Here is a 25557-nt window from a genome sequence, read left to right on the forward strand (position 1 = left end):
CTAGCCCACCGCTTTGGCGGCGGCACGGCCCGCATTGCGGCCCGAGAACAGGCAGCCGCCAAGAAAAGTGCCCTCCAGCGAGCGGTAGCCATGCACGCCGCCGCCACCGAAGCCGGCGGCCTCGCCGACGGCGTAGAGGCCGGGAATGACGCGGCCCTCTTCCCCGAACACCCGGGAGTCGAGATCGGTCTCGAAGCCGCCCAGCGTCTTGCGGGTGAGGATGTTGAGCTTTACCGCGATCAGCGGCCCATGCGCGGGATCGAGGATGCGGTGCGGGGAGGCGGTGCGGATCAACTTGTCGCCGATGTAGCGGCGCGCATTGTGGATGTTCATGACCTGCGCATCCTTGACGTAAGGATTGGCGATCTCACGGTCGCGCGCCTCGATCTGCATCTTGATGTGCTCGAACCTCAGGAGATCGCTGCCGGCGAGCTTGTTCATGGCCGCAACGAGCTCATCGAGCTTGTCGCGGACGATGAAGTCGATACCATGGCTCTTGAACGCCTCCACCGGCGCCGGCGCGCCCTTGTTGGTGGCACGGCGCAAGGTCATGCGCCAGCTCTTGCCGGTCAGGTCGGGGTTCTGCTCCGAGCCCGACAGCGCAAACTCCTTCTTGATGATGCTCTGGGTCAGGATGAACCAGGAATAATCGTACCCCGTGGACATGATGTATTTGAGCTGGCCAAGCGTGTCGGAGCCAGGGAACAGCGGCGCCGGCAGCCGTGTGCCCGTGGCGTCGAACCACATCGCCGACGGACCGGGCAGGATGCGGATACCGTGGCGCGGCCAGATCGGATTCCAATTCTGGATGCCCTCGACGTAGTGCCACATCCGGTCGCGATTGATCAGCCGTGCGCCGGTCTTTTCCGTGATGCCGATCATGCGACCGTCGACATGCTCGGGCACGCCGGAGATCATGAATTTCGGCGGCTCACCTAGCCGCTTCGGCCAGTTCTGCCGCACCAGCTCATGATTGCCGCCGATGCCGCCGGAGGCGACGATCACGGCCTGAGCCTTCAGCGCAAACTCGCCGACGACGTTGCGGGAGGAGCTCTTGCCGCGCTCGATCGTGTCGGGCGCAAGGACGGCGCCGCTGACGCCATCCACGGTGCCATTGGTGATCGAGAGCGCATCGACGCGATGGCGGAACCTGAAGCTCAGCCCGCCGCTTCTAGCGGCCTCGCGCGCGCGGCGCTCGAACGGCTCGACGAGGCCGGGGCCGGTGCCCCAGGTGACATGGAAGCGCGGCACCGAATTGCCGTGTCCCATCGCGTCGTAGCCGCCGCGTTCGGCCCAGCCGACCACGGGGAAGATGCGATGGCCCATCGCGCGCAGCCAGCCCCGCTTCTCGCCGGCCGCGAACGCCACATAGGCCTCGGCCCATTTCCGCGGCCAGAAATCCTCGTCGCGGTCGAATCCCGCGGTGCCGAGCCAGTCCTGCATGGCCAAGTCGAAGGAATCCTTGATCCCGAGCCGGCGCTGCTCCGGCGAATCGACCAGGAACAATCCGCCGAACGACCAGAACGCCTGTCCGCCGACCGATTGCTCGCCTTCCTGGTCCACGACGATGACGCGCTTGCCCGCGTCGGCGATCTCGGTGGCGGCAACGAGGCCCGACAGCCCCGCACCGACGACGATAACGTCTGCTTCCTCAGCCATGCATTTCCCCCTCCATGGGTTCCCCCTGTAGTTGCCCGGATTGAAGCCAGCGGTTGCAACTGAGATCAAGGGTATGGCGCGTAAGACCTGATTAACTTGTTCCGCTTTGGGATAGAGACCAGCCGAGTGCAGCGCGGACGCAACACTGGATTTGAATTTGTTTTGATCGAGCCGGGCTGCCTAGACAAAACCTTGGTTACGACAGACGCTAGCTGTGCATCACGACCTGACACGCAGATTCGAATTCGCTGGGGCGGGGACAATGAAGTTTCTGACGGGATTGCTTGCGGTGGTTCTCCTGATCGTGGGCATGGGGGCTTCTCACGCGGTGGTTCGGATCGCGGATGACCGCGGCGGCCGGATTGGAACCTACGTCGACAAGTACCAGGACCTCAGGCAATCGGGCGAGACCGTCATCATCGACGGCCTCTGCGCCTCCGCCTGTACCATCGTCCTCGGCGCAATCCCGCACGATCGGATCTGCGTGACCTCGCATGCGACGCTCGGCTTCCACGCCGCCTGGGATTTCGGCTCCAATGGCCGCGCCATCACCAATCCTGAAGCAACCCAGATGCTCTATGCGATGTATCCCTCGCAGGTGAAGCGCTGGATCGGCCAGCGGGGCGGGCTTACCCCACGCATGCTCTTCCTGAAGGGCAAGCAGCTCGAAGCCATGTACAAGCCCTGCTACCTGGACGCGCAGGCCTCGACGGCCAAGCCGTCGCGCCGATCGCTCCCAAAAGCGGATCAACTCGAATCCGCTCGGGGTCAGCTCCTTCACTGATATTCGTCAGCCCGGATCTGTTTGCGCCGCCGGCGGCGTCTTGCCCGCAGGCGGCGCAAAGCCTATCTGAAAGCCTGGGAACCGGGGCCTTCGTCCCGATCGTTGTCATGGCTCAACCACTGCATCCAGCGCATCGGCTATCGGACAATTCGCCCACTGCCGGCCGGATGCCATCCGTGCTGCTGTGGGCCGGCGCGGCAATCGGCAGTCTCGTCATGATTGGCGCACTGGCGCTCTGGTTCCATTATGGCAGCCAGGTGTTCTTCGAAATGATCAGGACCGGCTTTGCCGCCTGCTTCTGACCTGCGACAGGAAGTTTTCCGCCCATGAGTCCCGCTGCCCGTCCGCTGGTGATCGCGACCGCCTTCGCCGCAAGCCTGGTTATCGGGCTCCTGATCCTGTTCTGGGCCATGGGCGGGCTGAGCAAGGTGGCGCAGCCGGCCGCGATCGGCGGCCCGTTCCAGCTGACCGACCAGAACGGCAAAGCCGTCACCGACAAGAGCCTCAAGGGCAAGCCGACCCTGATCTTCTTCGGCTACACCCATTGCCCCGACGTCTGCCCGACCTCCCTATTCGAGATCTCGGAGGTGCTGCGCGTAATGGGCAAGGATGCCGACAAGATCAATGCCGTCTTCATCTCGGTCGATCCCGAGCGTGATACGCCGGCGACCATGAAGGATTATCTGTCGAGCTTCGATCCGCACCTCGAGGGCCTGTCCGGCGATCCCGCCGAGACCGCCAAGGTCATCAGCTCCTACCGCGTCTATGCCAAGAAGGTCCCGACCAAGGACGGCGACTACACCATGGACCACACGGCGCTGATCTATCTGATGGACCGCGAAGGGAGGTTCGTCTCGCCGTTCAATTTGAAGCGGACGCCGGAGGAGGCGGCTGCGGAGTTGAAGAAGTATCTCTGAGGCCTGCGTTCGAGCTGCGCACTCCGTTGCACCTCTCCCGCTTGCGGTCGCGCCGAAGGCGCGGGTGAGGGCTCTCTCCTCTAGGGGGCTCTCGCCCAGAGGAAACACCCTCTCCCCCAACCTTCCCCCGCAAGCGGGGGAGGGAGCGCACCTTCACCTTGGCCACATTCCGGGCTCGCGTTCCCGTCCGGATGGTCTATAAGGCCCTCCGATCCCAACGAAATTCATTCATTTCCGGCCGATGGCTTCATCGCAACAGGCGAAATCGTTCAAATCTGCCCGTGGCTTGCTGATGGGGTTGGCCGCCGCCGCGTGCCTGTTCGCAGCCCTGCCCGCCGAGGCCCAGACGCCCGCCAAGCGGCCCCCAGCGGCGCCCCAGGCCACGCCACAGACCACCCCCCAGGCAGCCCCGCAGGCCGTGCCCGGCTTCTGGGATCCGCGCCGGCGACCGGAGCGGCCGGACCTGTCGCGCCTGACCGTGATTCGCTTTTTGACCGAGACCGACTATCCGCCGTTCAACTACACTGGCGCAGACGGCAACCCGGCCGGCTTCAACGTCGATTTCGCCCGCGCCCTGTGCGAGGAGATCAAGGTCACGTGCACGGTGCAGATGCGCCGCTTCGAGACGCTGGTGGACGCGCTCACCTCCAACCGGGGCGATGCCATCATCGCCTCGATGGCGGTGAGCCCGCAGCTGCGCGCCCGCGTCGACTTCACCGATCCGTATTACCGCGTGCCGGCGCGCTTCGTCTCCCGCAAGGACGCGGTCATGCCGGAGATCCGGCCCGAATATCTCGAGGGCAAGAAGGTCGGCGTCATCGCCGGCTCCGCGCATGAGGCCTACCTCAAGGCGATGTTCACCGACGCCGAACTGCATGCCTATCCCAGTGACGACGCGATGCGCGCAGCTTTGCGCAGGGGCGAGGTCGATTTCATCTTCGGCGACGCCATCTCGCTGGCGTTCTGGATCAACGGCACGGATTCCGGCGATTGCTGCGCCTTCTCCGGCGGTCCCTTCGTCGAGAGCCGCTTCTTCGGCGAAGGCATCGGCATCGCCGTGCGCAAGGGCAACGACGTGCTGCGCCAGGCCCTGAACTGGGCGATGTTCCGCGTCTGGGAAAAAGGCCGCTATACCGATCTGTGGCTGCGGTATTTCTCGGTGAGCCCGTTTTAGCCAGCCAAACCCGTCGTTCCGGGGTGCGCGAGGCGCGGACTATGGTGCGCAATTGCGCACCTGAGAATCTCGAGATTGCTGAATTGTCATTCCGGGATGGTCCGAAGGACCAGACCCGGAATCTCGAGATTCCGGGTTCGATGCTGTCGCATCGCCCCGGAATGACAACAACCGTTCTTTTGCATTCTGCCCGGAAATCGCTATTTTCCGCGGCCCGGAGGCCCCTGATGTCCGTTATCGATATTGCCGCGAACCCGAGCGACCTGCGTGCGCTTGCCGAACAATCCAACGCCTGGCCGTTCGAGCAGGCGAAGGCCATTGTCGCGCGGCTGAAGAAGAGCCCGAAGAACGAGGTGCTGTTCGAGACCGGCTACGGTCCCTCCGGACTGCCGCATATCGGCACGTTCGGCGAGGTCGCGCGCACCTCGATGGTGCGCCATGCCTTCCGCGTGCTGACCGAGGACAAGATCAAGACCCGCCTGCTCGCCTTCTCCGACGACATGGACGGCCTGCGCAAGGTGCCCGACAACGTGCAGAACAGGGCGCCGCTGGAAGCCAATCTCGGCAAGCCGCTGACGCGCGTGCCTGATCCCTTCGGTACGCATGACAGCTTCGGCGCGCACAACAATGCGCGGCTTCGCGCCTTCCTCGACCATTTCGGCTTCGATTACGAGTTCGCGAGCTCGACCGACTACTACACGTCGGGCCGCTTCGACGCGACGCTGCTGAAGATGCTCGCCGCCTACGACAAGGTCATGGCGATCATCCTGCCGACGCTGGGTCCCGATCGCCGAGCGACCTATTCGCCGTTCCTTCCGATCAGCAAGACAACCGGTGTCGTGCTGCAAGTGCCGATGATCCGCCGCGACGTCGCGGCCGGCACGGTGACCTATGTCGATCCCGATACGAACCAGGAGGTCGAAACGCCCGTCACCGGCGGCAACGTCAAGTGCCAGTGGAAGGCCGACTGGGCGATGCGCTGGGTCGCGCTCGGCGTCGACTATGAAATGGCCGGCAAGGACCTGATCGATTCGGTGAAGCTCTCCGGCGCAATCGCCAGGGCGCTGGGCGGCACGCCGCCCGAAGGCTTCAACTACGAGCTCTTCCTCGACGAGAAGGGCCAGAAGATCTCGAAGTCGAAGGGTAACGGCCTCACCATCGACGAATGGCTGCGCTACGCCTCGCCGGAATCGCTGACGCTGTTCATGTATCGCGAGCCGAAGGCGGCCAAGCGGCTCTATTTCGACGTCATCCCGCGCAATGTCGACGACTACCAGCAGTTCCTCGACGGCTTTCCGAAGCAGGACGGCAAGCAGCAGCTCGGCAATCCGGTCTGGCACATCCACAACGGCAAGCCGCCGAAGGGTGACATGCCCGTCACCTTCCAGCTGCTCTTGACGCTGGTCTCGTCGTCGAACGCGGAGAATGCAGAGACGCTGTGGGGCTTCATCGGTCGCTATCGTCCCGGCGTGAGCCCGCAGACGCATCCGAAGCTCGACGCGATGGTCGGCTACGCCATCAACTACTATCGCGACTTCGTCGCGCCGACGAAGCAGTTCCGGGTGCCGACAGACAGCGAGCGCGCCGCGCTCCAGGATCTGCGCGATGCGCTGTCGCAGTTGGCGCCGGACGCTTCGGCCGAGGACATCCAGAACGTCGTCTACGAGGTCGGCCGCCGCGATCCGTTCCTCGACCAGGTCAAGAAGGGCAAGGACGGCCGCCCCGGCGTCACGCTCGACTGGTTCAACATGCTCTACCAGGTTCTGCTCGGCCAGGAGAAAGGCCCGCGCTTCGGCTCCTTCGTTGCCGTGTACGGCGTGCAGAACGCCGTCAACATGATCGACGGCGCGCTGGCGCGATCAGCGTAACGCTCAGCGACGACCCGTAGCCCGGGATGAGCGTAGCGACATCCGGGGCGCCTCAATGAAGGTCCCGGATATCGCTTCGCTCATCCGGGCTACGGACCCTTCGCTCGCCCCAGCTCAGATCGAGCGCAGCACGTAGCGCCGGTTGTCCTTCTGCACCGGCCGCGCGTTCATCGGATAGAGTTTTGCGAACGCGGCGACATCGGCGGCGGCGACCTGGATCGGGTCGGTCAGCAGCAGCCACTCGACGACCTCCGAGCAGGGCGGCGTCGTCAGCGAGCCGGGATAGCGGAAATAGCTGAGCTTCTGTGGCAGCATGGCGTGAGGATCGATGGTCGCGTCGGCCTTCACCGCGGGTCCTTCCGCCTTCGGCATGGTCTTCACGATCTTGCCGAAGGCCGCGTTCGGCCTGCCCTCGGTCATCAGCACGCCGACCACGGCGAGCCCGCCGGCCTCGTTGCGATGGACGAAATGCGCCTCCATCGGAAAATTCTTGCCGCCGATCATGTGCTCGCTCGGCCGGTGAAAGTGCACCTGAAGCAGCTTGTACTTGACGTCGCCAAGCGTGAGCGTGCTGCCTTCGGCGAAGTTGAGCTGGATCGTGTGCCCGTTGTTGACGATGGTGTCGGCGCTCTTGCTCCAGTTCAGCTTCAGAACCGGCAATTGCGACTTGATCGTCGCCTCGATGTCGATCGGCGATTGTTGCAGGCCGACCGCGCAGGCCTTGTTGGCCGCATCGAGATCGCCCCATTTGGCCGGCCCCCCGGCGCCCTCATAACTCCAATGCGTGCCTTCGGCGGCGAAAGCCGGCTTGCAGAGCGGACATAGCGCAAGACCCGCCAGGGCCTTCAATGCGTGACGGCGATTCATCTTTATCCCCCAAAGACAAACTGGATCGACAATATCGGCTGCAGCCTATGCAAGGGGAACGGTGAGTCGCAAGGTCGCTCGCTGCCGGCCGCGGCGCAGTGGGGTCACCGCGCCCGGCACCATGCCGACGGAAGGCGATCACTGGCTTGCCCACAGAATCCGCGCAATCCACGCCACATCGCCCGCCGCCATCGCGCGTTCGGCCTGTGTCCCATCGATCGGCTCAAGCTCCAGCGCCTTTGCAGTGCGTCGCTTCAGCGTCGCGACCGTCACCTCACCCGCCTTGCTCCTCACCACCACGCGATCGCCTTTGCGGATCTGCGCGCCGGGCGCGACCAGGACGATGTCGCCGTCGCGATAGACGGGCGCAAGCGCATTGCCGGAAATCTCCAGCGCAAAGGTGTGGCCGTCCTCCGTGGTGGGAAGCGCGATCTCGGTCCAGCCCCTGCCGGATGGAAGGCCGGCCTCGTCGAAGGCGCCGCTCATCCCGGCCTGCGCGAAGCCGAGCAGCGGCACCGAGCGCCCGTCGCGCGCGCCGTCATTGTCAATCAACTTCGCAAAGCTGTCGATCGAGGCGCCGGCCGCGGCCAGCGCCTTTGCGATCGATTCGGTCGAGGGCCAGCGCTCACGGCCGTCGGCGGTGACGCGCTTGGACCTGTTGAAGGTGGTGGGGTCGAGCCCGGCACGCTTGGCAAGCCCGGACGGTGACAACCCGGCGCGCGCCGCCAGCCGATCCAGCGCGGCCCAGATCTGGTCGTGAGTCAGCATCCTCTGCGCTTTGGCTTGTCTGACCATGGAAGGTCCAGCCCGTCGCAACTCAGGAAAACTATCCTCAAATCAACCGGTTTTCCGTTTTTCGCGCAAGAGGTGGCGAAGTGGTACCGCTTCGCGTCACGAAAACGCGTCAAAACAAGAATCCAGAGCCCCGTTCCGATTTCATCGGACCGGAAAAGACTCTAGGTCTTGAGTTCGGAAGGGACGGCCTTTACGGTCGCGCCCGGGTTTTGCGGACCCGTGAGACACGAAAAAACCCAAAGAACTCAAAGAACAAACAAGGCTGCGGAAGCGGTGGTCAAGATCTACAAAATCTGTCCGGCCTCGGCCTGGCGCGAGGCGGAACGGCAGGGTGTCTACCGGGGCAGCGCGGATGACGTGCGCGACGGATTCATCCATTTCTCGACCGCTGCCCAGGTTCCCGAGACCCTGCGCAAGCACTATTTCGGGCAACGTGCGCTGTTCCTGGTCGAGGTCGACGGCGACGTGCTCGGCAGAGAGCTGCGCTGGGAGCGCTCGCGCAACGACGAGCTGTTTCCGCATCTCTATGGCGAGCTCGATGTCGGCGCGGTGATCGCGGTGATCAACCTCAACATGCGCTCCGACGGCGGTCACGATGTTCCGGAGCTGTTGCCGTGATCCGCGCGTTCGACGCCTTTTCGCTGCCGGTGCTGCGCTGGCTCGACCCCGAGGATGCGCATCGCCTCGCGATCCAGGGCCTGCGCTTCCTGCCGCCGGCCAAGCCGCGTGCCGATGATCCCAAACTCGCGGTGCGCGCCTTCGGGCTGAACTTTCCCAATCCGATCGGCATGGCCGCGGGCTTCGACAAGAGCGCCGAGGTTCCGGACGCGTTGCTGCGACTCGGCTTCGGCTTCGTCGAGATCGGCTCGGTGACGCCGAAGCCGCAAGAAGGCAATCCGCGGCCCCGGCTGTTCCGGCTCGAGCGCGACGAGGCGATCATCAACCGCATGGGCTTCAACAATGACGGTGCGGAGGTTGCGTTGCGCCGGCTTGCAGCGCGTGCGCAGCACGGCGGCATCGTCGGCGTCAATGTCGGCGCGAACAAGGATTCGCCGGACCGTGTCGCCGACTACGTCAAGCTGATCGAGACCTTTGCGCCGGTGGCGAGCTATTTCACCGTCAACGTCTCCTCGCCGAACACGCCCGGCCTGCGCAATCTGCAGGAAGGCGCGCTGCTCGACGATCTCCTCGCACACGTGATCGACGCCCGCGAGCGGGTGCGCCAGAAGGCGGGCGACACGCCGGTGCTGCTCAAGATCGCGCCGGATTTGAGCCTTGCCCAGCTCGACGACATCGTGCAGGTCGCGCGTTCGCGCCGGGTCGACGGCATGATCGTGTCGAACACCACGGTCGCGCGGCCGAGCACGTTGCGTGAGCAGGTGCGGGCGAAGGAGCAAGGCGGCCTGTCCGGCCGACCGCTGTTTCGTCTGTCGACGCGCATGGTCGCGGAAACCTATGTGCGCGTCGAGGGCGCGTTCCCTCTGATCGGCGTCGGCGGCGTGGACTCGGGCGGCGCCGCGCTGACGAAGATCCGCGCCGGCGCCAGCCTGATCCAGCTCTATTCGTCGCTGGTCTACAAGGGCCTCGGCCTCGTCGACGAGATCAAGCGCGACCTGACCTCGACGCTGCTCCGCACGGGCCGGGATTCGCTCTCCGATATCGTCGGTGCTGACGCGGCGACGCTCACGGCGGAAGACTGGCCGGGGATGTGATGGCCTCTCCGTGCCCCGGACGCAGCACAGCGCGTCGAGTTCGGCGTGGTAGGCTGCAGAGCCGGGGCCCATGTGGCGGCGCTCTGGATCCCGGCTCTGCGCAGCAGGCGTTTCACGCTGCAGCGCGTCCGGGACACGAGAACTACAGCTTCGAAAACGTCGCCCGATACAGCGCCGGATAGCGCGCACCCTGCAAGCCGCCGCGGGCGACGTAGAACGCGATCAGCGCGCACCACAAACCGGCATTGCCGAACGATTGCAGCGCCAGCCAGACGCCGAAAAAGATCGCGAGCGAAGCCAGCATCAGATTGCGCATCTCGCGCGCCCAGGTCGCGCCGACATAGATGCCGTCGAAGCCGAAGGCGAACACACCGGGGATCGGCGCAAGCACGATGAACGGCAGGAAGTCGCGCGCGGCGCGGCGAACGTCCTCACTGGCCGTCATAACATTGATCAGGCTGGGGCCGAACAGCGCGAACAGCACGGCGACGACCAGCGCGAAGCCGAGGCCCCAGAGCAGCACCAGCTTGGTCGAATCCGCAAATCCCCTGGCGTCGCGCGCGCCAAAGCTGCGGCCGCAGAGCTGCTGGGCTGCGTTGGCGAGGCCGTCGAGGAAGAAGGCGCTGACCAGGAGGAAATTGTTGAGTACGGAGTTCGCCGCCAACGTGACGTCGCCGGCGCGCGCGCCCTTGGCGGTGAAGAACAGGAACACGGCGATCAGCGCCGCCGTGCGGATCATGATGTCGGAGTTCACCGCCAGCAGACGCATCAGCTTTGCGCGGTTGAACAGCGTTGCGCGGGGCACCCTGAAGCCACCGTCCGCATAGCGCCGGCACACGATCACGCCGAGCACGAAGCCGGTCGTCTCCGAGAGCAGCGCGGCAATTGCCGCGCCGGCAATGCCGGTGTCGTAGACAAGCACCAGCAGGATCGTCGCCACCATGTTGATGAGGTTGATGACGACCTGGAGCGCAAGGGCTGGATTGGCGCGGGCCTGCCCGACCAGCCAGCCGAGCACGACGTAATTGGCGAAGGCGAATGGCGATGACCAGATCCGGATCATGAAATAAGTTTTCGCCGCGCGGGTCACGCCTTCGCTGCCGCCCATCAGGTCGAACAGCACCGAGGTCAGCGGCAGTTGCAGCGCGATCAGGCCGGTGCCGATCAGGCCGGCAACGATGAAGCCGCGTACCAGGATCGCGGTCTGCTCGCGCGTCTCGCCGGCGCCCAGCGCCTGTGCGGTGAAGGCGAGCGTGCTCATGCGCAGGAAGCCGAACAGCCAGAACAGGCAGTCGAAGATGACGGAGGCCATCGCCACGCCGCCGAGCAGCGCGGCATCGTCGAGCCGTCCGATCGCGGTGGTCGAGACCACGCCGATCAGCGGCGTGGTCAGGTTCGCGACCATCGCCGGTCCCGCGATGGAGAACACCTGTCGGGAGCTTATCCTGGGATGAACCGGTGCGTGCATGTCAGAACACGAGCACCATGCCGTCCTCTGCAGCGAGATGCGGCACTTCGCCCAGACGTGACAGCATGTCGTCGCTCATATGGGTGAGGACGAGCCGCTTGGCGCCGATCGCGGGCAGATGCTGTTCCAAGGTCTTCAGGCTGAGATGGTTCTTGACCACCTTCTCGTACATGTAGGCTTCCGCGATGAAAAGGTCTGCGCCATGCGCCAGCGGAATGAGCGTCTCCGTCCATTCGGTATCGGCGCTGTAGGCGAGCGTGCGGCCTTCGGCCTCGATGCGATAGGCCAGGAAAGGCCCGCCGGATTCGCCGTGCACGACCGGATAGGGTGTCACCGTCACCGCGCCGAAGCTCTGGCTTTGCTCGGGGGCGAGTTCGATGACGTTCAGCTCGAATCGTTGTTTGGTCCTTGAGGAATGCTCGAACAGCGCTTCCATCAGTTGGGCAAGCCGCGCCGCGATGCCTTTCGGACCCGCGATCGTCAACGGCCGCGTCCGCCGTGAGAATTGCGCGTCGAGCAGGACAAACGGGAGCCCGCCAAAATGGTCGCCGTGGAAATGCGTGATCAGGATCAGATCGATCTCGTTGCAGTCGATCTCGAGCCGCTTCAGCGCCGGCAGTGTCGACGCGCCGCAATCGATCAGGAAGTTGGCCTCGCGCCCGGAGACGTGGAAGCAGGTGTTGAGCCTGCCGCCGGAGCCGAAAGCATCGCCGCAGCCGACAAAGCGCAATTGCATCGGCAGCGAGCCTTCAAAATCTCACCGGCCGCGCGGCGCGCCGAAGACGCGCGAGAGCAGCCAGATCGGGATGACGATGACGGCGCCGAGCAGGAAGTAGCGCCACAGCCAGTTCACGGCATCGAAGCCGAGATCCCAGAGACGCTGGAACAGGAGACGAATGCTAGTGATGATGTTCCAGGGGTCGAAGCCGATCGCGGCCAGCACGACGCCGACCAGGATCGAGAGCAGGACCAGGCGAAACGCGACCGCCAGCGGGGAGCCGCCGAGAAAGCGGTGCAGGCCGTCGCTGCGGCTGGCCGGCAAATCTCTGACGTCTTGGACCATCGCAAACTCCTCAGGGGATTCGACCTCATTATAGGACACGGCGAGGCACATGGGGAACCCGCAACGAGGCGTCAATCAGCTTACCGCACTTTAATTCGGGCGAGCGCGCCACGGGTTGGCTGCAACCTCTCCCGCTTGCGGGAGAGGTCGGCGCGGAGCGCCGGGTGAGGGCTCTGCCTCTTGGGGGAATCCCAATGCGGAGGCACCCTCTCCCCGACCCTCTCCCGCAAGCGGGAGAGGGAGCGCACTGGCTTCGCGGCGACAGTTCATGCTTCAATCTCCGCCGCTTCCGCTTTCAGCATCTTCTCCAGCGTTTCCAGCCGGTCGGCCTCGCGCGGCGGCTTGTCCCAGCGCAAGCGGCTGATGCGGGGAAAGCGCATGGCGACGCCGGACTTGTGTCGCGGCGAACGTTGCAGACCCTCGAACGCAACCTCCAGCACGAGCCCCTTGTCGCCCTCGTGCACGACATGACGCACGGGGCCGAACTTTTCCGTGGTGTTGCGGCGGACGAAGCGGTCGATCTGAAGCAGTTCCTCGTCCGTGAAGCCGAAATAGGCCTTGCCGACCGGCACCAGTTCGTCGCCGCCCTCGCCCCCGGTCCAGACACCAAAAGTGTAGTCGGAATAATAGGACGAGCGCTTGCCGTGGCCGCGCTGCGCATACATCAGCACGGCGTCGATGATGTGCGGGTCGCGCTTCCACTTCCACCATTGGCCCTTCGGCCGCCCGGGCAGATAAGCCGCATCGCGCCGCTTCAGCATTACGCCTTCGACGGCGTCCGCGTCCTCGCCGGCACCTGCGCTTGCCGGATCGGCGCGCGCAGCGGTCAGCGCGTCCCAGCTTGTGAAAGGGACGGTGGGCGACAGGTCGATCCGGGGATCGTCGAGCTTCCCGACGAATCTCTCCAGCCGTTCGCGTCGCTCGGCAAAAGGCAGCTCGCGCAGATCATTCTCGTCGTCGCCAAGCAGATCGTAGGCGCGAAGGTGGATCGGAAACTCCTTGATCAGCTTCGGCGAGACGACCTTGCGGTTGAGGCGCTGCTGCAGGACGTTGAAACTCTGCACGCGGCCCTCGCGCAGGATCAGGAGCTCGCCGTCGATGGCGCCGGGCAGGTGCAGCGACGGCACGAGGTCTGGAAAGCTGCCGGTGATGTCCTCGCCGGTGCGCGAATAGAACCGCGCCGTGATTTGGCCGCGATCGTCCCGCCCCGCCACCGCCTGCACGCGGATGCCGTCCCATTTCCATTCGGCGATGTAGTCGGCGGGATCGAGCGCGGCGAAATCCGTGTCCTCGATCGCATGCGCCAGCATCACGGGCCGGAACGGCGCGGGATCGCGATTGACGGGCTTTTCGGCGCGTCCCTCCAGCCAGGCGAACAGGTCGAGATAGGGCGGCGAAAGGCCCGGCCAGATCAGCTCGACCTCATGCGGGTCCTTGTCGCCGAGTGCGGCAGCCGCGGTCTTGGCGAGGCGCGCGGAGATGCCGATGCGCAGCGCGCCCGTGACGAGCTTCAGCAGCGCCCAGCGGCCGGTCTCATCCAGCTCGTCAAGCCAGCGTTCGAGCTGTCCGGGCAGCTCGGTCTTGCCGAGCGTGCGCAGCGTGGTGACGACTTCGGTGAGGGATGGCGGTGGCGGGTTGTTGTGGGCGGCCAGCGCGGCCTTCGGCCACATCAGCGCCACCGTCTCCGAGAGATCGCCGACATAATCATAGGAGAGCCCGAACAGCACCGGGTCGGTGCGCGCCGCGATGAGATCGCGGATCAGCGCGGGCTTGGCATGCTTGAAACTGAGCGCGCCGGTCAGCGCGGCCAGCGCATAGCCGCGGTCGGGATCGCCGACCTCGCGGAAATAGCCGGTCATCAGCCGCAGCTTGTTGTTGCGGCCGGGCTCGTAAGCGAGGCGGTCGAGCAGTTCGGCGAAGCGGTTCATGCTTCGGCCTCGTCTGGAATCGGCGTCTCGCTCTCCTCCTCGTCGCCATAGCCGACGAGATCGAGCGGCCGCGCTTTCAGGCCTTTGCTCTGGCACCAATGCACCAGCGCATCTTCCTGGCCGTGAGTGACCCAGATCTCGCCCGCGCCGGTGGCGCCGATCGTAGAGGTAAGGCCGTCCCAATCGGCGTGGTCGGAGATCACCAGCGGCAATTCCACGCCGCGCTGCCGCGCCCGGGCGCGCACGCGCATCCACCCCGACGCGAAGGCGGTGACGGGATCGGGAAAGCGCCGCGTCCAGAGATCGGAAGTCGCCGAGGGCGGCGCCAGTGTGATGGTGCCGGCAAGCGCCGACTTCTTCACGCCCTTCACCGGCCTCAGCTCGCCGAGCGCGATCCCGCGGCTCTGGTAGTAGTGCGTGATCGTCTCCATGGCGCCATGCAGGTAGATCGGCGCGTCATAGCCGGCCTGCCGCAGCAGCGCGATCACGCGCTGCGCCTTGCCGAGCGAATAGGCGCCGACCAGATGCGCGCGCTCCGGAAACAGCGCGACGGAGGCCAGCAGCTTCTTCACCTCGTCGGCGGCATCGCCATGCCGGAACACCGGCAGACCAAAAGTGGCCTCGGTGATGAAAACGTCGCAGGGCACCAGCTCGAACCGGGCACAGGTCGGATCGGTCGCGTCCTTGTAGTCGCCGGAGGCGACGATGCAGGTGTCCTTGCACGTCACCGCGATCTGCGCCGAGCCCAGCACATGGCCGGCCGGATGAAATTTGACGCGGACGTCGCCGAGCCGGATCTCCTCGCCATAGCGGATGACTTGCGTCGATCCGGCAAAGTTCTCGCCATAGCGCAGGCGCATCATGTCGAGCGTTTCCTGGGTCGCCAGCACCGCGCCATGGCCAGCACGGGCATGGTCGGAATGGCCGTGGGTGATCACGGCGCGCTCGACTGCGCGGAAAGGGTCGATATGAAAACCGCCGGGCTTGCAGCACAGGCCGGCAGCAGTTGGCAACAGGATGTCTTGCGGACGCATGCCTGCTATATAGGTTGCGTCACTGCATCTTCGAGTCATCACCGCTTCGTTCCCGGTTCCCAATGCCTCTGCGCCTGTTCCTGTCCTCCGGCGACCTCATGGCCGACCGCCGTTTCGAGTTCGCGCGCGACCTCCAGCTCAAGGGCGATCTGCCGGCGGCCGCGGACCTCCTGGAGCAGGCGATCGAGCTTGCGCCGAACTTCACCTCCGCCTGGTTCACGCTCGGCGAAATCCGTCGGCAGCTCGGCGAGCGCGACAAGGCGATCGCGGCCTTTCGGGAAGCGCGCCGATGCGATCCCGCGGACCGGCACGGCGCCGGCCTGCACCTGATGCGGCTCGGAGACGCACAGATGGCGGGGATGCCCAAAGCCTACGTGCAGACCCTGTTCGACCAGTACGCGCCACGCTTCGAGCACACGCTGATCAACGATCTCGGCTATCGCGCCCCGAGCCTGATCTTCAAGGCGGTGCTGGCCGCGCGCGGTGCCGCCAAGAAGTCGGCCTACTTCAAGCGCACGATCGATCTCGGCTGCGGCACCGGGCTTGCGGCTGCCGCGTTCGCCAAGCAGGTCGATCATTTCGTCGGCATCGATCTGTCGCCTGGCATGATCAAGGAGGCGCGCGCCACGAACCTCTACGCGGAGCTCGAGGTCGCCGACATGATCGAAGGCTTGCGCACCAAGGCGGACGCGAGCGCAAATCTCATCGTCGCCGCGGACGCCTTCGTGTATCTCTCCGATCTCGCACCTGTGCTTACCGAAGCCAGGCGCGTGCTCGCCTCGAGCGGCGTGCTCGCCTTCACGCTGGAGACTCATGACGGCGGCGGCATCGTGCTCGGCGAAGGCCTGCGCTATACCCATTCAGCGGAATATGTCCGCGACGCGATTGCCAAGGCGGGCCTCGAGCTGCTGACACTGGAGCTGGCCTCGCCGCGCATCGAGAACAACGAGCCGGTGCGCGGCCTCGTCGTCGTCGCCGAGAAAACTTGAGTCTAGGCGCTAGCACCGCGCAATTTGAGCGTCATTGCGTCGCAAAATTGCGACTCCCCACTTGCGAGCTGCGCTGCGATGTCAGCACAATGCCCTCGCTAGGGAGAAACAAATAATGACGAAGAATCCATCGCGGCGCGATTTCAGCGCCGCCGCGCTCGCCACCATCGCTGCATCCACCTTGCCTGCGCCTTATGTCTGGGCCGCGGAGAAAAAATACGACGCGGGCGCCAGCGACACCGAGATCAAGATCGGGCAGACCGTGCCGCATTCCGGCCCCGGCTCGCTCTACGGCGTGCTCGGGCGCATCGGCGAAGCCTATTTCCAGATGCTGAACGAGAAGGGCGGCATCAACGGACGCAAGGTCAAATTCCTCACCATGGACGACGCCTACAGCGCGCCGAAATGCGTCGAGGCGACGCGGCGCCTGGTCGAGCAAGAGGAAGTGCTGGCGCTCTATGGCTCGCTCGGCACCGCGCCGCAGACCGCCGTGCACAAATACCTGAACTCCAAGGGCGTGCCGCAGCTCTTGCTCAACACCGGCGCGTCGAAGTGGAACAACCCGAAAGAGTTCAAATGGACGATGGCGGGCCTGCCGCTCTATCCGACCGAGGCGCGCATCCTGGCCCGGCACGTCGTCAGCGTGAAGCCGAACGCGAAGATCGGCATCCTCTACCAGAACGACGATTTCGGCCGCGACTTCCTGGGTCCGTTCAAGAAGGTGCTGGCCGATGCCGGCGGCACCGCTCAGGTGATCATGGAGCAGACCTACGATCTCACCGAGCCGACCGTCGATTCCCAGCTCATCAACCTCTCGAAGTCGGGCGCCGACGTCTTCTACAACATCTCGACCGGCAAGGCGTCGTCGCAGTCGATTCGTAAGGTGGCCGAGCTCGGCTGGAAGCCGCTGCAGCTGCTGTCGGCGGGCTCGACCGGCCGCTCCATCCTCAGTGCCGCGGGCCTCGAGAACGCCGCCGGCATCGTCGCAATCCGCTACAACAAGGAGGTCGGCCTTCCCAAATGGGAGAAGGACCCCGACGTGATGGCGTTCGAGGAGCTGCGCAAGAAGTACACGCCTGCGATCGACCCCGACAACACCATCGCCTTTGCCGGCTACGGCCAGGCCGTGACCATGGGCGAGATCCTGCGCCGCTGCGGCGACGAGCTCACCCGCGCCAACGTGCTGAAGCAGGCCTCGACGCTCGCGGGCTTCCACTCGCCCTACTTCCTCGACGGCGTCACCTACAGCTATACGCCCGAGAATTACACGCCGATGAAGACGCTGTTCATCTCCACCTTCACCGGTAAGGACTGGGACATCTCCGACAAGCCGATGTCGGAATAGGACCTGGCGCGGGTCCCCGGCCGTTGCTTCCCCTCTCCTGCTCCGCCAGGAGAGGAAGGCGCCGACGCTTCGAGCTAGAGCGGAATGGCTTTAGGTCCAATCGATTGCCGCGGCTCGTTCACCTCTCCCGCTTGCGGGAGAGGTCGGCGCGAAGCGCCGGGTGAGGGCTTTATCCACTTGAGGATTGTCCCAGTGCGGAAGCACCCTCTCCCCAACCCTCTCCCGCAAGCGAGAGAGGGAGCGCACCTCCGTCCTTGCAGCGATCGAGCCTCATTTCATCGCGCTCTAAGCGGCGATAGCCAGCCGATAAGCCTGCGTCGCATTCACACCAAAAGCCTTGTCCCGCACGCGCGACCCGAGCCTCGCCAGGCAGGCCTCCAGCGCGGACTTGATCTCACCGTAACTTCCCGCAAGCAGGCACACCGGCCAGTCCGAGCCGTAGATCAGCCTATCCTCCCCGAAACATTTTGCGGCGTGCTCGACGAACGGAAACAGCCGCTCCGCATCCCAGTCATTCCAGACCGCCTCTGTCGCCAGGCCTGAGATCTTGCACCAGACATTGCCGCAAGCCGCCAGCGCTGCGATGCCATCGGTCCATTCGGCGCTGCCGCCGTCGGCGATCGGCGGCTTGGCAGCGTGGTCCAGCACGAACCGTGCCTGCGGAAAGGCCTGCGCGGTTGCGATCGCGGCCGGCAGCTCGCGGGTGCGGACGAGGAGATCGTAGGCGAGATCGCGCGCGAAAGCGGCCGTGAGGCCGCGCTGCACATCCTCGCGGAGCAGCCAATCCGGATCGGCCTCATCATGGACCTGGTGACGAACTCCCACCAGCCTGCCGCCGCCGGGCAAAGCGTGCAGGCGATCAAGTGTTTCGTCGAGGGCGCCATCCGTCAGATCGGCCCAACCGACGACGCCGACGACGAAGGGATTTTCGTGCGCGATGTGCAGGAACTCCTCGGTCTCCTCCAGCGCGGAGCGGCATTGCACCAGGATGCTTGCGTCGATGCCGTTGGCCTTCATGAGCGGCGCGAAATCGGCGGGACCGAAGGCGCGACGGATCGGGCCGAGTTCGTCCGCCTCCATCCAGGGATAGTCGGCGCGTGCCGGGTCCCAGAAATGCTGGTGGCCGTCGATGATCATGCCTTACACTCCGCCCGGCAATGGCGCCCGCGCATCGACGAGCTTTCGTGCGCGCAACTCCTGCCAGAACGCCGGTGGGATCGCTGCCTCCGACATCGCGATGTTGTCGGCGACCTCCGCGGCATTGCGCGCGCCCATCACGGCGACCGTCACCGCCGGATGGGCCACGCAAAACTGGAGCGCGGCGGCTCTCAGCTCGGTGCCGTGCCTGCGGCAGAGCTCATCGAGCTCGAGCGCACGCGCGACGAGCGCCGGATTGGCGTCCTGATAGTTGAACTTGGCGGAGGTCCGCGGATCGGCCAGGATGCCGCTGTTGTAGATGCCGCCGAGCAGAATGCCGATATGCTTCGCCTGACAGACCGGAAACAGCGCATCCAGCGCGCCCTGGTCGAGCAGCGTGTAACGCCCGGCGAGCAGGAAGCAGTCGACCGGCACGGCCTCGGCGAAGCGCACCAGCATCTCCGACTGGTTCATCCCGGCGCCGATCGCCTTGACCGTGCCCTCACTGCGCAGGCGCTGGAGTGCGCGGAAGGCGCCGGCGACGGCGTCGTCATAATGGTCGTCGGGATCATGCACGAGCAGGACGTCGACGCGGTCGAGCCCAAGGCGCGCCAGGCTCTCCTCGACCGATCGCATCACGCCGTCATGGCTGAAATCGAACACCGGCCGCTCGCGCGGCGTGCCCTTGTAGTGCCCGTCCTCCGTGGCATTGCCATCCGGTGCGCGCAGCAGACGGCCAACCTTGGTCGAGATGGCGTAGGAGTCGCGCGGCTGTTGCCGCAGGAATGCACCCAGCCGCCGCTCGGCAAGACCAAAGCCATAGAGCGGCGCGGTGTCGAAGAAGCGGATGCCGGCCGACCAGGCGCGCACGATCGTCGCCTCCGCATCGGCATCGCTGACGGAAGTGAACAACCCGCCGAGCGGAGCAGAACCGAGACCGATTGAAGTAACGTCGAGGGAGCCGAGCCGCGAGCGTTTCATTCCAATTTGCCTTCCAGCAGTCTTCTTCCAACAGTCCGGATCATCTCTCCCGCTTGCGTAAACCGCAAGCGGGAGAGATGTGGCAGCACGGAGGCTGGCGGCGCGCCTACTTCAACATCTGTGCGACGTTGTCCTTGGTGACGAGATCGAGGCCGGTGTGGACGATCTCCGGCACTTTCTCGCCCTTCTTGATGGCGAGCAGCGTGTCCATCGCCTTCTCGCCCATCTCGAACGGACGCTGGCCGACCAGCGCGTTGGCATAGCCGTCGCGCAGCAGCTCGAGCTGCATCTTCAGCGTATCGGCAACGACCAGCGTGAACTTGCCGGAATCGATGTCCTTTTTGTTCCTGGACGCGAAGGCCTTGAAACCCTCAGGAGCGAACATCGGCCAGCCGCCGATCGGAACGATGGCGGCGAGGTCAGGCGTTGCGGTGCGCATGTCCGTCATCTGCTGGACCGCCAGCGCGGGATCGTCGTTGCAGAACGTCGGGGAACCCGCGACCTCGGTCCATTTCGAGCCCTTCAGTGCCTCGCGCACGCCATCGACGCGCTCGGCGAGGTTCTTGGCGCCGGGACCACCCGAGACCATGGCGTATTTGCCGCCATCGGGCCGCATCTTCAAGAGTTGCTTGCCGAGAGCCAGGCCGAACTCCTTGTTGTTGGTGCCGATATAGGCGATGCGCTTGGAGCCCGGTGCGTCAGCATCGAAGGTGATGACGGGGATGCCGGCCGCGGTTGCCGCCTCGATCGACTTGGTCATGGCAGCGACGTCGGCGACCGAGATGGCAAGACCGTCGACCTTCTGAGTGATGAAGTCCTGGATGATCTGGGCCTGCGTCGCAGGCTCATGTTCCACCGGCCCCTTGTAAATGCACTCGATGTTGCCGAGCTCCTTGGCGCGCTTCAGGCAGCCGTCGCGCGCGAAGTCGAAGAACGGATTGTTCATCGCCTTCGGCACGATCACGAAGCGGTAGTTCGCGGCGAACGCCGGCGTAGCCATCATCGCAACGGCGATGCCGGCAAGAAGAAGTTTCCTCATTGTCTCCTCCACCCTTGTGTTTGGTGCCCATCCTCTCGAAAGCGCCCGGGAAGCGGACAGGCGGCATTTTCGTTGCCTTCCCGAGATGACGTCACGTCAGGTCATCCGCGAGCGGATACGGTCGACCAGCACGGCGAGGATGATGATCACGCCCACCAGCGTCTGCTGCCAGTAGGAGCTGACCTGCGCCAGCACGAGACCGTTGCGGATCACTTCCAGCAGCACGCAGCCGACGATGGCCCCGAGCGGGCCGCCAATGCCGCCGGCGAGGTTGGCGCCGCCGATCACGGCCGCCGCGATCACATTGAGCTCGTAGGACGTCGCCATGTTGGCCGGCGCTGACCCGAGCCAACCGGAGATGATGATGCCCTGGAGCCCCGCGGCGAGCGCGCAGATCACGTAGACCTCGATCTTCACCCGCACCACCGGAATGCCGGTGAGCTCGGCCGCCTTCTCGTTGCCGCCGAGCGCGAAGACGTGGCGGCCGAACGAGGTGTGATGCAGCACCACGGCCATCGCCAGCGCGAGGATCACGAGATAGATGAAAGGCACGGGCACGCCGAGCACGTCGCCCGAGGTCGCGGCGTAGAAATAATCGGCGTCCGGTCCGCCTGGAAAGCTGCCACGGCCGTTGGAGACGACGTAGCCGAGCCCGCGCACGATCGAGAGCATGCCGAGCGTGGTCACGAAGGGCGACAGCCCAAGCACGGCGATGCAGAAGCCGTTAACGAGGCCGGCGATCAGCGCGACGCCAAGACCGGCGAGGATCGAGACCAGCAGGATCAGCCCAGGCACATTTGCGAGCACCGTCTTGCCGTCGGCCGCCATGTGCACGAACAGCGCGCCCGCGGGCGAGCCGGGCATCGACAGCTCGGTCATCACCATCGAGGTGATCATGGCGGAGAAGCACATCATCGAGCCGACCGAGAGGTCGATCCCGCCGGTGATGATCACGAAGGTGACGCCGAGCGTCGCAATGGCGATGAAGGAAAAATTCTTCGCCACGTTCTGCATGTTGCCTTGGGTGAAGAAGTAAGGACTGGCGAAATGCATGATCAGCAGCAGCGCCGCCAGCGCGAGCAGGACGTAGCCGGTCTGGGAGGCAAAGATGCCGCGCTGCCACCATCTGATCTTGCCGACATTGGAGAACGTGATCGGGGATTCCAGGGGCATGGCCATCACGCCGCCTCCTTCGCGCCGGTGATGAGAGCGGTGACTTCCTCTGGGCTGGTCTGGTGGATCGGCTTGTCGGCCCGCTTCTCGCCGCGGCGCATGACGATGACGCGGTCGCACACCGCGAATACGTCTGGCATGCGATGCGAGATCAGCATCACGGCGACCCCCTGCTCCTTCAGCCGATGGATCAGGCCGAGCACCTGCTCGACCTGGCGAACAGAGATGGCGGCGGTCGGCTCGTCCATCATCACGAGCCTGGCGTTTGACAGCCGCGTCCGGGCGATCGCGACCGCCTGACGCTGGCCGCCCGACATCTGCTTGACGAGATCGTCGGGGCGCGTCTCCGAGCGCAACTCGCCGAACAGCTCCAGCGCGCGCGCCGCCATCGCCTTGTGGTCGAGCAAGGCGATGGGTCCGAATTTGCGCTTCAGCTCGCGGCCGAGGAAGACGTTGGCTGCCGCCGTGAGATTGTCCGACAGTGCGAGGTCCTGATAGACCACCTCGATTCCGACAGCGCGGGCATCGACCGGGCGGTTGAAGTGGACCGTGCTGCCGGCAAAGCGGATCTCGCCGTGGGTGGGACGGAAATTGCCGGCGATGATCTTGACCAGCGTCGACTTGCCCGCGCCGTTGTCGCCCATCAGACCGACCACCTCGCCAGGGAAGACCTGCATCTCGACATCGTGCAGCGCGCGGATCGCGCCGAACTCCTTGCCGATACCGGTCAGCTCGAGGACCGGTGTTGCGTCGGTCTTTGCCATCAGCGGTCCTCCTCAGACGTAGCGGTTGACGAGGGATTCCAGGTATTCCTGCCGGCCCGAGCGCGGCTGCGGGTCGAAGCCGGGACTCATGGCACGGTCGGCGAGATCGGCGAGCGAGCGCTGGCCGCCGAGAATGGCACGCCCCTCGGGGCTGGCCCACCCGTCGTAACGCTTGGCAAGCGGCTCGGTGAGGACGGCGGCATCGATCATGTCCGCCGCGGCGAGGAAGGCACGTGCGCAGGCATCCATCGAGCCGACATGCGCATGGATCAAATCGTCGGGGTCAATGGACTGACGGCGGATCTTGGCGTCGAAATTGAGTCCGCCGGAGGTGAACCCGCCGCGGTTCAGGATCTCGTGGAACACCAGCGCGAGCTCGCCCACATTCATTGCGAATTGGTCGGTGTCCCAGCCGAGCAGATCGTCGCCGCGGTTGATGTCGAGGGAGCCGAAGACACCGAGCGCCTCGGCGAGCGCGACCTCGTGATGGAAGGAATGGCCGGCGAGGATCGCGTGGTTCTGCTCGATGTTGAGCTTGACGTCGTTCAGGAGATCATAGCGTTCGAGGAAGCCGTAGCAGGTGGCGACGTCGAAATCATACTGATGCTTGGTCGGCTCCTTCGGCTTCGGCTCGATCAGGATCGGTCCCTTGAAACCGATCTTGTGTTTGTGCTCGACGACGAGCGAGAGAAAGCGGCCGAGCTGGTCGAGCTCGCGCTTGAGATCGGTGTTGAGCAGCGTCTCGTAGCCCTCTCGCCCGCCCCACAGCACGTAGTTCTCGCCGCCGAGCCGGTGCGTCACCTCCAGCGCGGCGCGGACCTGGCCCGCTGCATAGGTGAAGATATCAGGGTCCGGATTGGTCGCGGCGCCCGCCATGTAGCGGCGGTGTGTGAACAGGTTTGCGGTGCCCCAGAGCAGGCGCACTTTTGCGGAAGCCATCTTCTGCTCGAACAGATCGGCGATCGCGTTGAGGTTGGCGACGGATTCCGCGAGCGTGGCGCCTTCCGGCGCCGCATCGACGTCGTGGAAGGTGAAGAACGGCACGTCGAGCAGGCGGAACAGCTCGAAGGCGACGTCAGCCTTGGCGCGTGCCATCGCCATCGCGTCGGTGCCGTGGTGCCAGGGCCGCAGGAACGTCTCCCCACCGAAAGGATCGCCGCCGGGCCAGCAGAAGGAATGCCAATAGCAGACCGCAAAGCGCAGATGATCCTCGAGCCTGCGGCCATGCACGAGCCGGTCCTTGTCGTACCAGCGGAAGGCGGCTTGCTCCGCATCCTTGCCGCCGAAGGCGACGGGTGCGCTTGCATCGAAGAACTTGGCTGACGCGTTCACTTAAGGGACTCCTTCAATGCTGGATAAAGCGCGCGCCACCGCCGATAGGCCTCGTCATAGACCGAAACGACGGATGCACGGGGCGTGAAGGTCGCGAGCCGCCGCGGACGGGTGCAGACCTCCGCTGCGTCTTCGCCGGTCGCAGCGATGCGGCCAAGCCGCGCGGCGCCGAGCGCGGCTCCGACCTCGCCTTCCTCGACGCGGTGAACGGGAATGCCGAGCACGTCGGCGTAGATCTGCGCCCACAGCGCCGAGCGCGAGCCGCCGCCGACGAGATCGACTTCGGCGATCGGCCCACTCGCCGCGCTCAGCGCCGCCAGATTGTCGCGCGCGGCAAAGGCGACGCCTTCAAGCACGGCCTGGACGATCTGGCTCCGACCGGTCGCACCGCGCAAGCCGACAAAGGCGCCGCTGGCAGCGGCATCGTTGTGCGGCGTGCGTTCTCCATCGAGATAGGGCAGGAATCTGATCGGGCTTGGTCCGTCGACGCGCTCGCCGAGCGGCGCCAGCAGCGCTGCAGCCGGCGTCTCCATCACACCTGCGAGCCACGCAAGCGAGGCCGCCGCCGACAGCATTACGCCCATCTGGTGCCAGAGGCCGGGCAGCGCGTGACAGAAGGCATGCACGGCCGAAGCCGGCGCCGGGGCGAAGCGATCGGTGACGCGGAACAGGACGCCCGACGTTCCCAGCGACAGGAAGGCGTCGCCCGGCACGATGGCACCGAGCCCGATCGCGCTGGCCGCATTGTCGCCGGCACCGCCCGCGACCACGACATCCTTCTGCATGCCCCAGCGCCGCGCGTAGTCCGGCGCGAGCACGGCGCTCACCTCGCTGCCCTCGACCAGGCGCGGCATATGGTGCAGATCGAGTCCGGTGGCATGCAGCAGCAGGGCCGACCAGCGACGCAGACCGACATCCAGCCACAGCGTGCCGGCCGCGTCCGACATGTCCTCGACCATCTCGCCGGTGAGGCGATAGCGGACATAGGCTTTCGGCAACAGCACCTTGGCCACGCGGTCGAAGATTTCGGGTTCATGCCGCGCGACCCATAGCAATTTCGGGGCGGTGAAGCCGGGCATCGCCAGATTGCCGGTGATCGTATGCAGCGAGGGACAGCGCCGCTCCAGCGTGGCGCATTCGGCCTGCGAGCGACCGTCGTTCCAGAGGATGGCCGGACGCAGCGGCCGGCCGTCCTTGCCGAGCAGCGTCGCGCCATGCATCTGGCCTGACAGCCCGATGCCACGAACCTGCGCAACCTCGCGCGGCTGGCGCACGGCGAGATCGTCGATTGCGCCGATGGCCGCATCGACCCAGGCGTCGGGATCCTGCTCGGACCACAGCGGCGCTGGGTGCGACAGCGCAAGTTCGCGCGCCGCCGTCGCGACGACCGCGCCGGCTTCGCTCACGAGCACCGCTTTCACACCGGACGTGCCGATGTCGATCCCGAGATACACGCTATCCTCCCTTTTGCCTGCTGCGGGGCGCGATCTTGCGTCGCTTTCCCCGCAACGGGCCGTTCCGAAATCCG

24 protein-coding genes are annotated in these 25557 nt (G+C 65.3%); 9 read left to right on the forward strand and 15 right to left on the reverse strand.

Annotated elements, in window-relative coordinates:
• Positions 1-1659: an FAD-binding dehydrogenase gene (locus ACM42_RS07355; protein ID WP_271527257.1), complete on the reverse strand. Its 1659-nt coding sequence runs from the start codon at positions 1657-1659 to the stop codon at positions 1-3.
• 262 nt (positions 1660-1921) lie between these two features.
• Here ACM42_RS07355 and ACM42_RS07360 point away from each other — a divergent pair, with 262 nt between their 5' ends.
• From ACM42_RS07360 to ACM42_RS07380, 5 genes are all read left to right on the forward strand, one after another.
• Entirely contained in the window at positions 1922-2443 is a 522-nt protein-coding gene (locus ACM42_RS07360) for a hypothetical protein (protein WP_271527258.1), read from the forward strand.
• A 107-nt stretch (positions 2444-2550) separates the two neighbouring features.
• Positions 2551-2745 carry a hypothetical protein gene (locus tag ACM42_RS07365; RefSeq protein ID WP_131871839.1) on the forward strand — a complete coding sequence of 65 codons (195 nt, stop codon included), beginning with the start codon at positions 2551-2553 and terminating at the stop codon, positions 2743-2745.
• Between the two features lie 24 nt (positions 2746-2769).
• Positions 2770-3360: an SCO family protein gene (locus ACM42_RS07370; protein WP_271527259.1), complete on the forward strand. Its 591-nt coding sequence runs from the start codon at positions 2770-2772 to the stop codon at positions 3358-3360.
• Between the two features lie 241 nt (positions 3361-3601).
• A complete protein-coding gene (locus tag ACM42_RS07375) occupies positions 3602-4534 on the forward strand; it encodes a transporter substrate-binding domain-containing protein (protein WP_271527260.1) in 933 nt (310 codons plus the stop codon).
• Between the two features lie 227 nt (positions 4535-4761).
• On the forward strand, positions 4762-6402 hold the full coding sequence (locus ACM42_RS07380; protein WP_271527261.1) for a lysine--tRNA ligase: 1641 nt from the start codon (positions 4762-4764) through the stop codon (positions 6400-6402).
• A gap of 114 nt (positions 6403-6516) precedes the next feature.
• Here the strand turns inward: ACM42_RS07380 and ACM42_RS07385 are convergent, their stop codons facing one another.
• Both ACM42_RS07385 and ACM42_RS07390 read right to left on the reverse strand, forming a co-directional pair.
• Entirely contained in the window at positions 6517-7269 is a 753-nt protein-coding gene (locus tag ACM42_RS07385) for a carbonic anhydrase (RefSeq protein ID WP_271527262.1), read from the reverse strand.
• Between the two features lie 138 nt (positions 7270-7407).
• Positions 7408-8064, reverse strand: a complete 657-nt coding sequence (locus tag ACM42_RS07390; RefSeq protein ID WP_271527263.1) for a S24 family peptidase — start codon at positions 8062-8064, stop codon at positions 7408-7410.
• Between the two features lie 273 nt (positions 8065-8337).
• Between ACM42_RS07390 and ACM42_RS07395 the strand changes: the two genes are divergently transcribed.
• Together ACM42_RS07395 and ACM42_RS07400 are read left to right on the forward strand one after the other, a co-directional pair.
• Positions 8338-8682 (forward strand): DUF952 domain-containing protein, encoded by a 345-nt coding sequence (locus ACM42_RS07395; protein WP_271527264.1) that lies wholly within the window; start codon positions 8338-8340, stop codon positions 8680-8682.
• A complete protein-coding gene (locus tag ACM42_RS07400; protein ID WP_271527265.1) occupies positions 8679-9776 on the forward strand; it encodes a quinone-dependent dihydroorotate dehydrogenase in 1098 nt (365 codons plus the stop codon). Before ACM42_RS07395 ends, ACM42_RS07400 begins: the two co-directional genes overlap by 4 nt.
• A gap of 142 nt (positions 9777-9918) precedes the next feature.
• On the opposite strand, the gene ACM42_RS07405 is transcribed toward ACM42_RS07400, so the two are convergent.
• The 5 genes from ACM42_RS07405 to ACM42_RS07425 form a co-directional block, all read right to left on the reverse strand.
• Positions 9919-11244 carry an MATE family efflux transporter gene (locus ACM42_RS07405; protein ID WP_271527266.1) on the reverse strand — a complete coding sequence of 442 codons (1326 nt, stop codon included), beginning with the start codon at positions 11242-11244 and terminating at the stop codon, positions 9919-9921.
• A 1-nt stretch (position 11245) separates the two neighbouring features.
• Positions 11246-11980, reverse strand: coding sequence for an MBL fold metallo-hydrolase (locus tag ACM42_RS07410; protein ID WP_271527267.1), 735 nt, complete (start codon positions 11978-11980; stop codon positions 11246-11248).
• Positions 11981-12001: 21 nt separating this feature from the next.
• Positions 12002-12307 (reverse strand): DUF6460 domain-containing protein, encoded by a 306-nt coding sequence (locus ACM42_RS07415; RefSeq protein WP_271527268.1) that lies wholly within the window; start codon positions 12305-12307, stop codon positions 12002-12004.
• A gap of 266 nt (positions 12308-12573) precedes the next feature.
• Positions 12574-14235 carry a cisplatin damage response ATP-dependent DNA ligase gene (locus ACM42_RS07420; RefSeq protein ID WP_271527269.1) on the reverse strand — a complete coding sequence of 554 codons (1662 nt, stop codon included), beginning with the start codon at positions 14233-14235 and terminating at the stop codon, positions 12574-12576.
• A complete protein-coding gene (locus ACM42_RS07425; protein WP_271527270.1) occupies positions 14232-15269 on the reverse strand; it encodes a ligase-associated DNA damage response exonuclease in 1038 nt (345 codons plus the stop codon). The genes ACM42_RS07420 and ACM42_RS07425 overlap by 4 nt, the downstream gene beginning before the upstream one ends.
• A 62-nt stretch (positions 15270-15331) precedes the next feature.
• On the opposite strand from ACM42_RS07425, the gene ACM42_RS07430 reads away from it, so the two are divergent.
• Entirely contained in the window at positions 15332-16258 is a 927-nt protein-coding gene (locus ACM42_RS07430; RefSeq protein ID WP_271527271.1) for a class I SAM-dependent DNA methyltransferase, read from the forward strand.
• Between the two features lie 115 nt (positions 16259-16373).
• The gene (locus ACM42_RS07435) at positions 16374-17603 is read left to right on the forward strand and encodes an ABC transporter substrate-binding protein (protein WP_035669144.1); all 1230 of its coding nucleotides are present in this window, start codon (positions 16374-16376) and stop codon (positions 17601-17603) included.
• A 285-nt stretch (positions 17604-17888) separates the two neighbouring features.
• Here the strand turns inward: ACM42_RS07435 and ACM42_RS07440 are convergent, their stop codons facing one another.
• From ACM42_RS07440 to xylB, 7 genes are all read right to left on the reverse strand, one after another.
• Positions 17889-18740 carry an amidohydrolase family protein gene (locus ACM42_RS07440; protein ID WP_271527272.1) on the reverse strand — a complete coding sequence of 284 codons (852 nt, stop codon included), beginning with the start codon at positions 18738-18740 and terminating at the stop codon, positions 17889-17891.
• A gap of 3 nt (positions 18741-18743) precedes the next feature.
• Positions 18744-19721, reverse strand: coding sequence for an aldo/keto reductase (locus ACM42_RS07445; protein ID WP_271527273.1), 978 nt, complete (start codon positions 19719-19721; stop codon positions 18744-18746).
• Between the two features lie 106 nt (positions 19722-19827).
• Entirely contained in the window at positions 19828-20760 is a 933-nt protein-coding gene (locus tag ACM42_RS07450; RefSeq protein WP_271527274.1) for a sugar-binding protein, read from the reverse strand.
• 96 nt (positions 20761-20856) lie between these two features.
• Positions 20857-21939: an ABC transporter permease gene (locus tag ACM42_RS07455; RefSeq protein WP_271527275.1), complete on the reverse strand. Its 1083-nt coding sequence runs from the start codon at positions 21937-21939 to the stop codon at positions 20857-20859.
• Positions 21939-22697 carry an ATP-binding cassette domain-containing protein gene (locus ACM42_RS07460; protein ID WP_239627924.1) on the reverse strand — a complete coding sequence of 253 codons (759 nt, stop codon included), beginning with the start codon at positions 22695-22697 and terminating at the stop codon, positions 21939-21941. The genes ACM42_RS07455 and ACM42_RS07460 overlap by 1 nt, the downstream gene beginning before the upstream one ends.
• Positions 22698-22709: 12 nt before the next feature.
• Positions 22710-24029, reverse strand: coding sequence for a xylose isomerase (xylA, locus tag ACM42_RS07465; RefSeq protein WP_271527276.1), 1320 nt, complete (start codon positions 24027-24029; stop codon positions 22710-22712).
• The gene (gene xylB / locus ACM42_RS07470) at positions 24026-25483 is read right to left on the reverse strand and encodes a xylulokinase (RefSeq protein ID WP_271527277.1); all 1458 of its coding nucleotides are present in this window, start codon (positions 25481-25483) and stop codon (positions 24026-24028) included. Before xylB ends, xylA begins: the two co-directional genes overlap by 4 nt.
• Positions 25484-25557: the final 74 nt, after the last annotated feature.

This window comes from Bradyrhizobium sp. CCBAU 25338 (assembly GCF_028128965.1).
GTDB lineage: Bacteria > Pseudomonadota > Alphaproteobacteria > Rhizobiales > Xanthobacteraceae > Bradyrhizobium > Bradyrhizobium liaoningense.

Coding starts and splice junctions, on each gene's coding strand:
- ACM42_RS07450 (WP_271527274.1), bottom strand. CDS start 20,760: ATGAGGAAACTTCTTCTTGCCGGCATCGCCGTTGCGATGATGGCTACG.
- ACM42_RS07355 (WP_271527257.1), bottom strand. CDS start 1,659: ATGGCTGAGGAAGCAGACGTTATCGTCGTCGGTGCGGGGCTGTCGGGC.
- ACM42_RS07380 (WP_271527261.1), top strand. CDS start 4,762: ATGTCCGTTATCGATATTGCCGCGAACCCGAGCGACCTGCGTGCGCTT.
- ACM42_RS07410 (WP_271527267.1), bottom strand. CDS start 11,980: ATGCAATTGCGCTTTGTCGGCTGCGGCGATGCTTTCGGCTCCGGCGGC.
- ACM42_RS07370 (WP_271527259.1), top strand. CDS start 2,770: ATGAGTCCCGCTGCCCGTCCGCTGGTGATCGCGACCGCCTTCGCCGCA.
- ACM42_RS07425 (WP_271527270.1), bottom strand. CDS start 15,269: ATGCGTCCGCAAGACATCCTGTTGCCAACTGCTGCCGGCCTGTGCTGC.
- ACM42_RS07375 (WP_271527260.1), top strand. CDS start 3,602: ATGGCTTCATCGCAACAGGCGAAATCGTTCAAATCTGCCCGTGGCTTG.
- ACM42_RS07385 (WP_271527262.1), bottom strand. CDS start 7,269: ATGAATCGCCGTCACGCATTGAAGGCCCTGGCGGGTCTTGCGCTATGT.
- ACM42_RS07455 (WP_271527275.1), bottom strand. CDS start 21,939: ATGGCCATGCCCCTGGAATCCCCGATCACGTTCTCCAATGTCGGCAAG.
- ACM42_RS07435 (WP_035669144.1), top strand. CDS start 16,374: ATGACGAAGAATCCATCGCGGCGCGATTTCAGCGCCGCCGCGCTCGCC.
- ACM42_RS07390 (WP_271527263.1), bottom strand. CDS start 8,064: ATGGTCAGACAAGCCAAAGCGCAGAGGATGCTGACTCACGACCAGATC.
- ACM42_RS07415 (WP_271527268.1), bottom strand. CDS start 12,307: ATGGTCCAAGACGTCAGAGATTTGCCGGCCAGCCGCAGCGACGGCCTG.
- ACM42_RS07445 (WP_271527273.1), bottom strand. CDS start 19,721: ATGAAACGCTCGCGGCTCGGCTCCCTCGACGTTACTTCAATCGGTCTC.
- ACM42_RS07405 (WP_271527266.1), bottom strand. CDS start 11,244: ATGCACGCACCGGTTCATCCCAGGATAAGCTCCCGACAGGTGTTCTCC.
- ACM42_RS07420 (WP_271527269.1), bottom strand. CDS start 14,235: ATGAACCGCTTCGCCGAACTGCTCGACCGCCTCGCTTACGAGCCCGGC.
- ACM42_RS07360 (WP_271527258.1), top strand. CDS start 1,922: ATGAAGTTTCTGACGGGATTGCTTGCGGTGGTTCTCCTGATCGTGGGC.
- ACM42_RS07365 (WP_131871839.1), top strand. CDS start 2,551: ATGGCTCAACCACTGCATCCAGCGCATCGGCTATCGGACAATTCGCCC.
- ACM42_RS07430 (WP_271527271.1), top strand. CDS start 15,332: ATGCCTCTGCGCCTGTTCCTGTCCTCCGGCGACCTCATGGCCGACCGC.
- ACM42_RS07440 (WP_271527272.1), bottom strand. CDS start 18,740: ATGATCATCGACGGCCACCAGCATTTCTGGGACCCGGCACGCGCCGAC.
- ACM42_RS07460 (WP_239627924.1), bottom strand. CDS start 22,697: ATGGCAAAGACCGACGCAACACCGGTCCTCGAGCTGACCGGTATCGGC.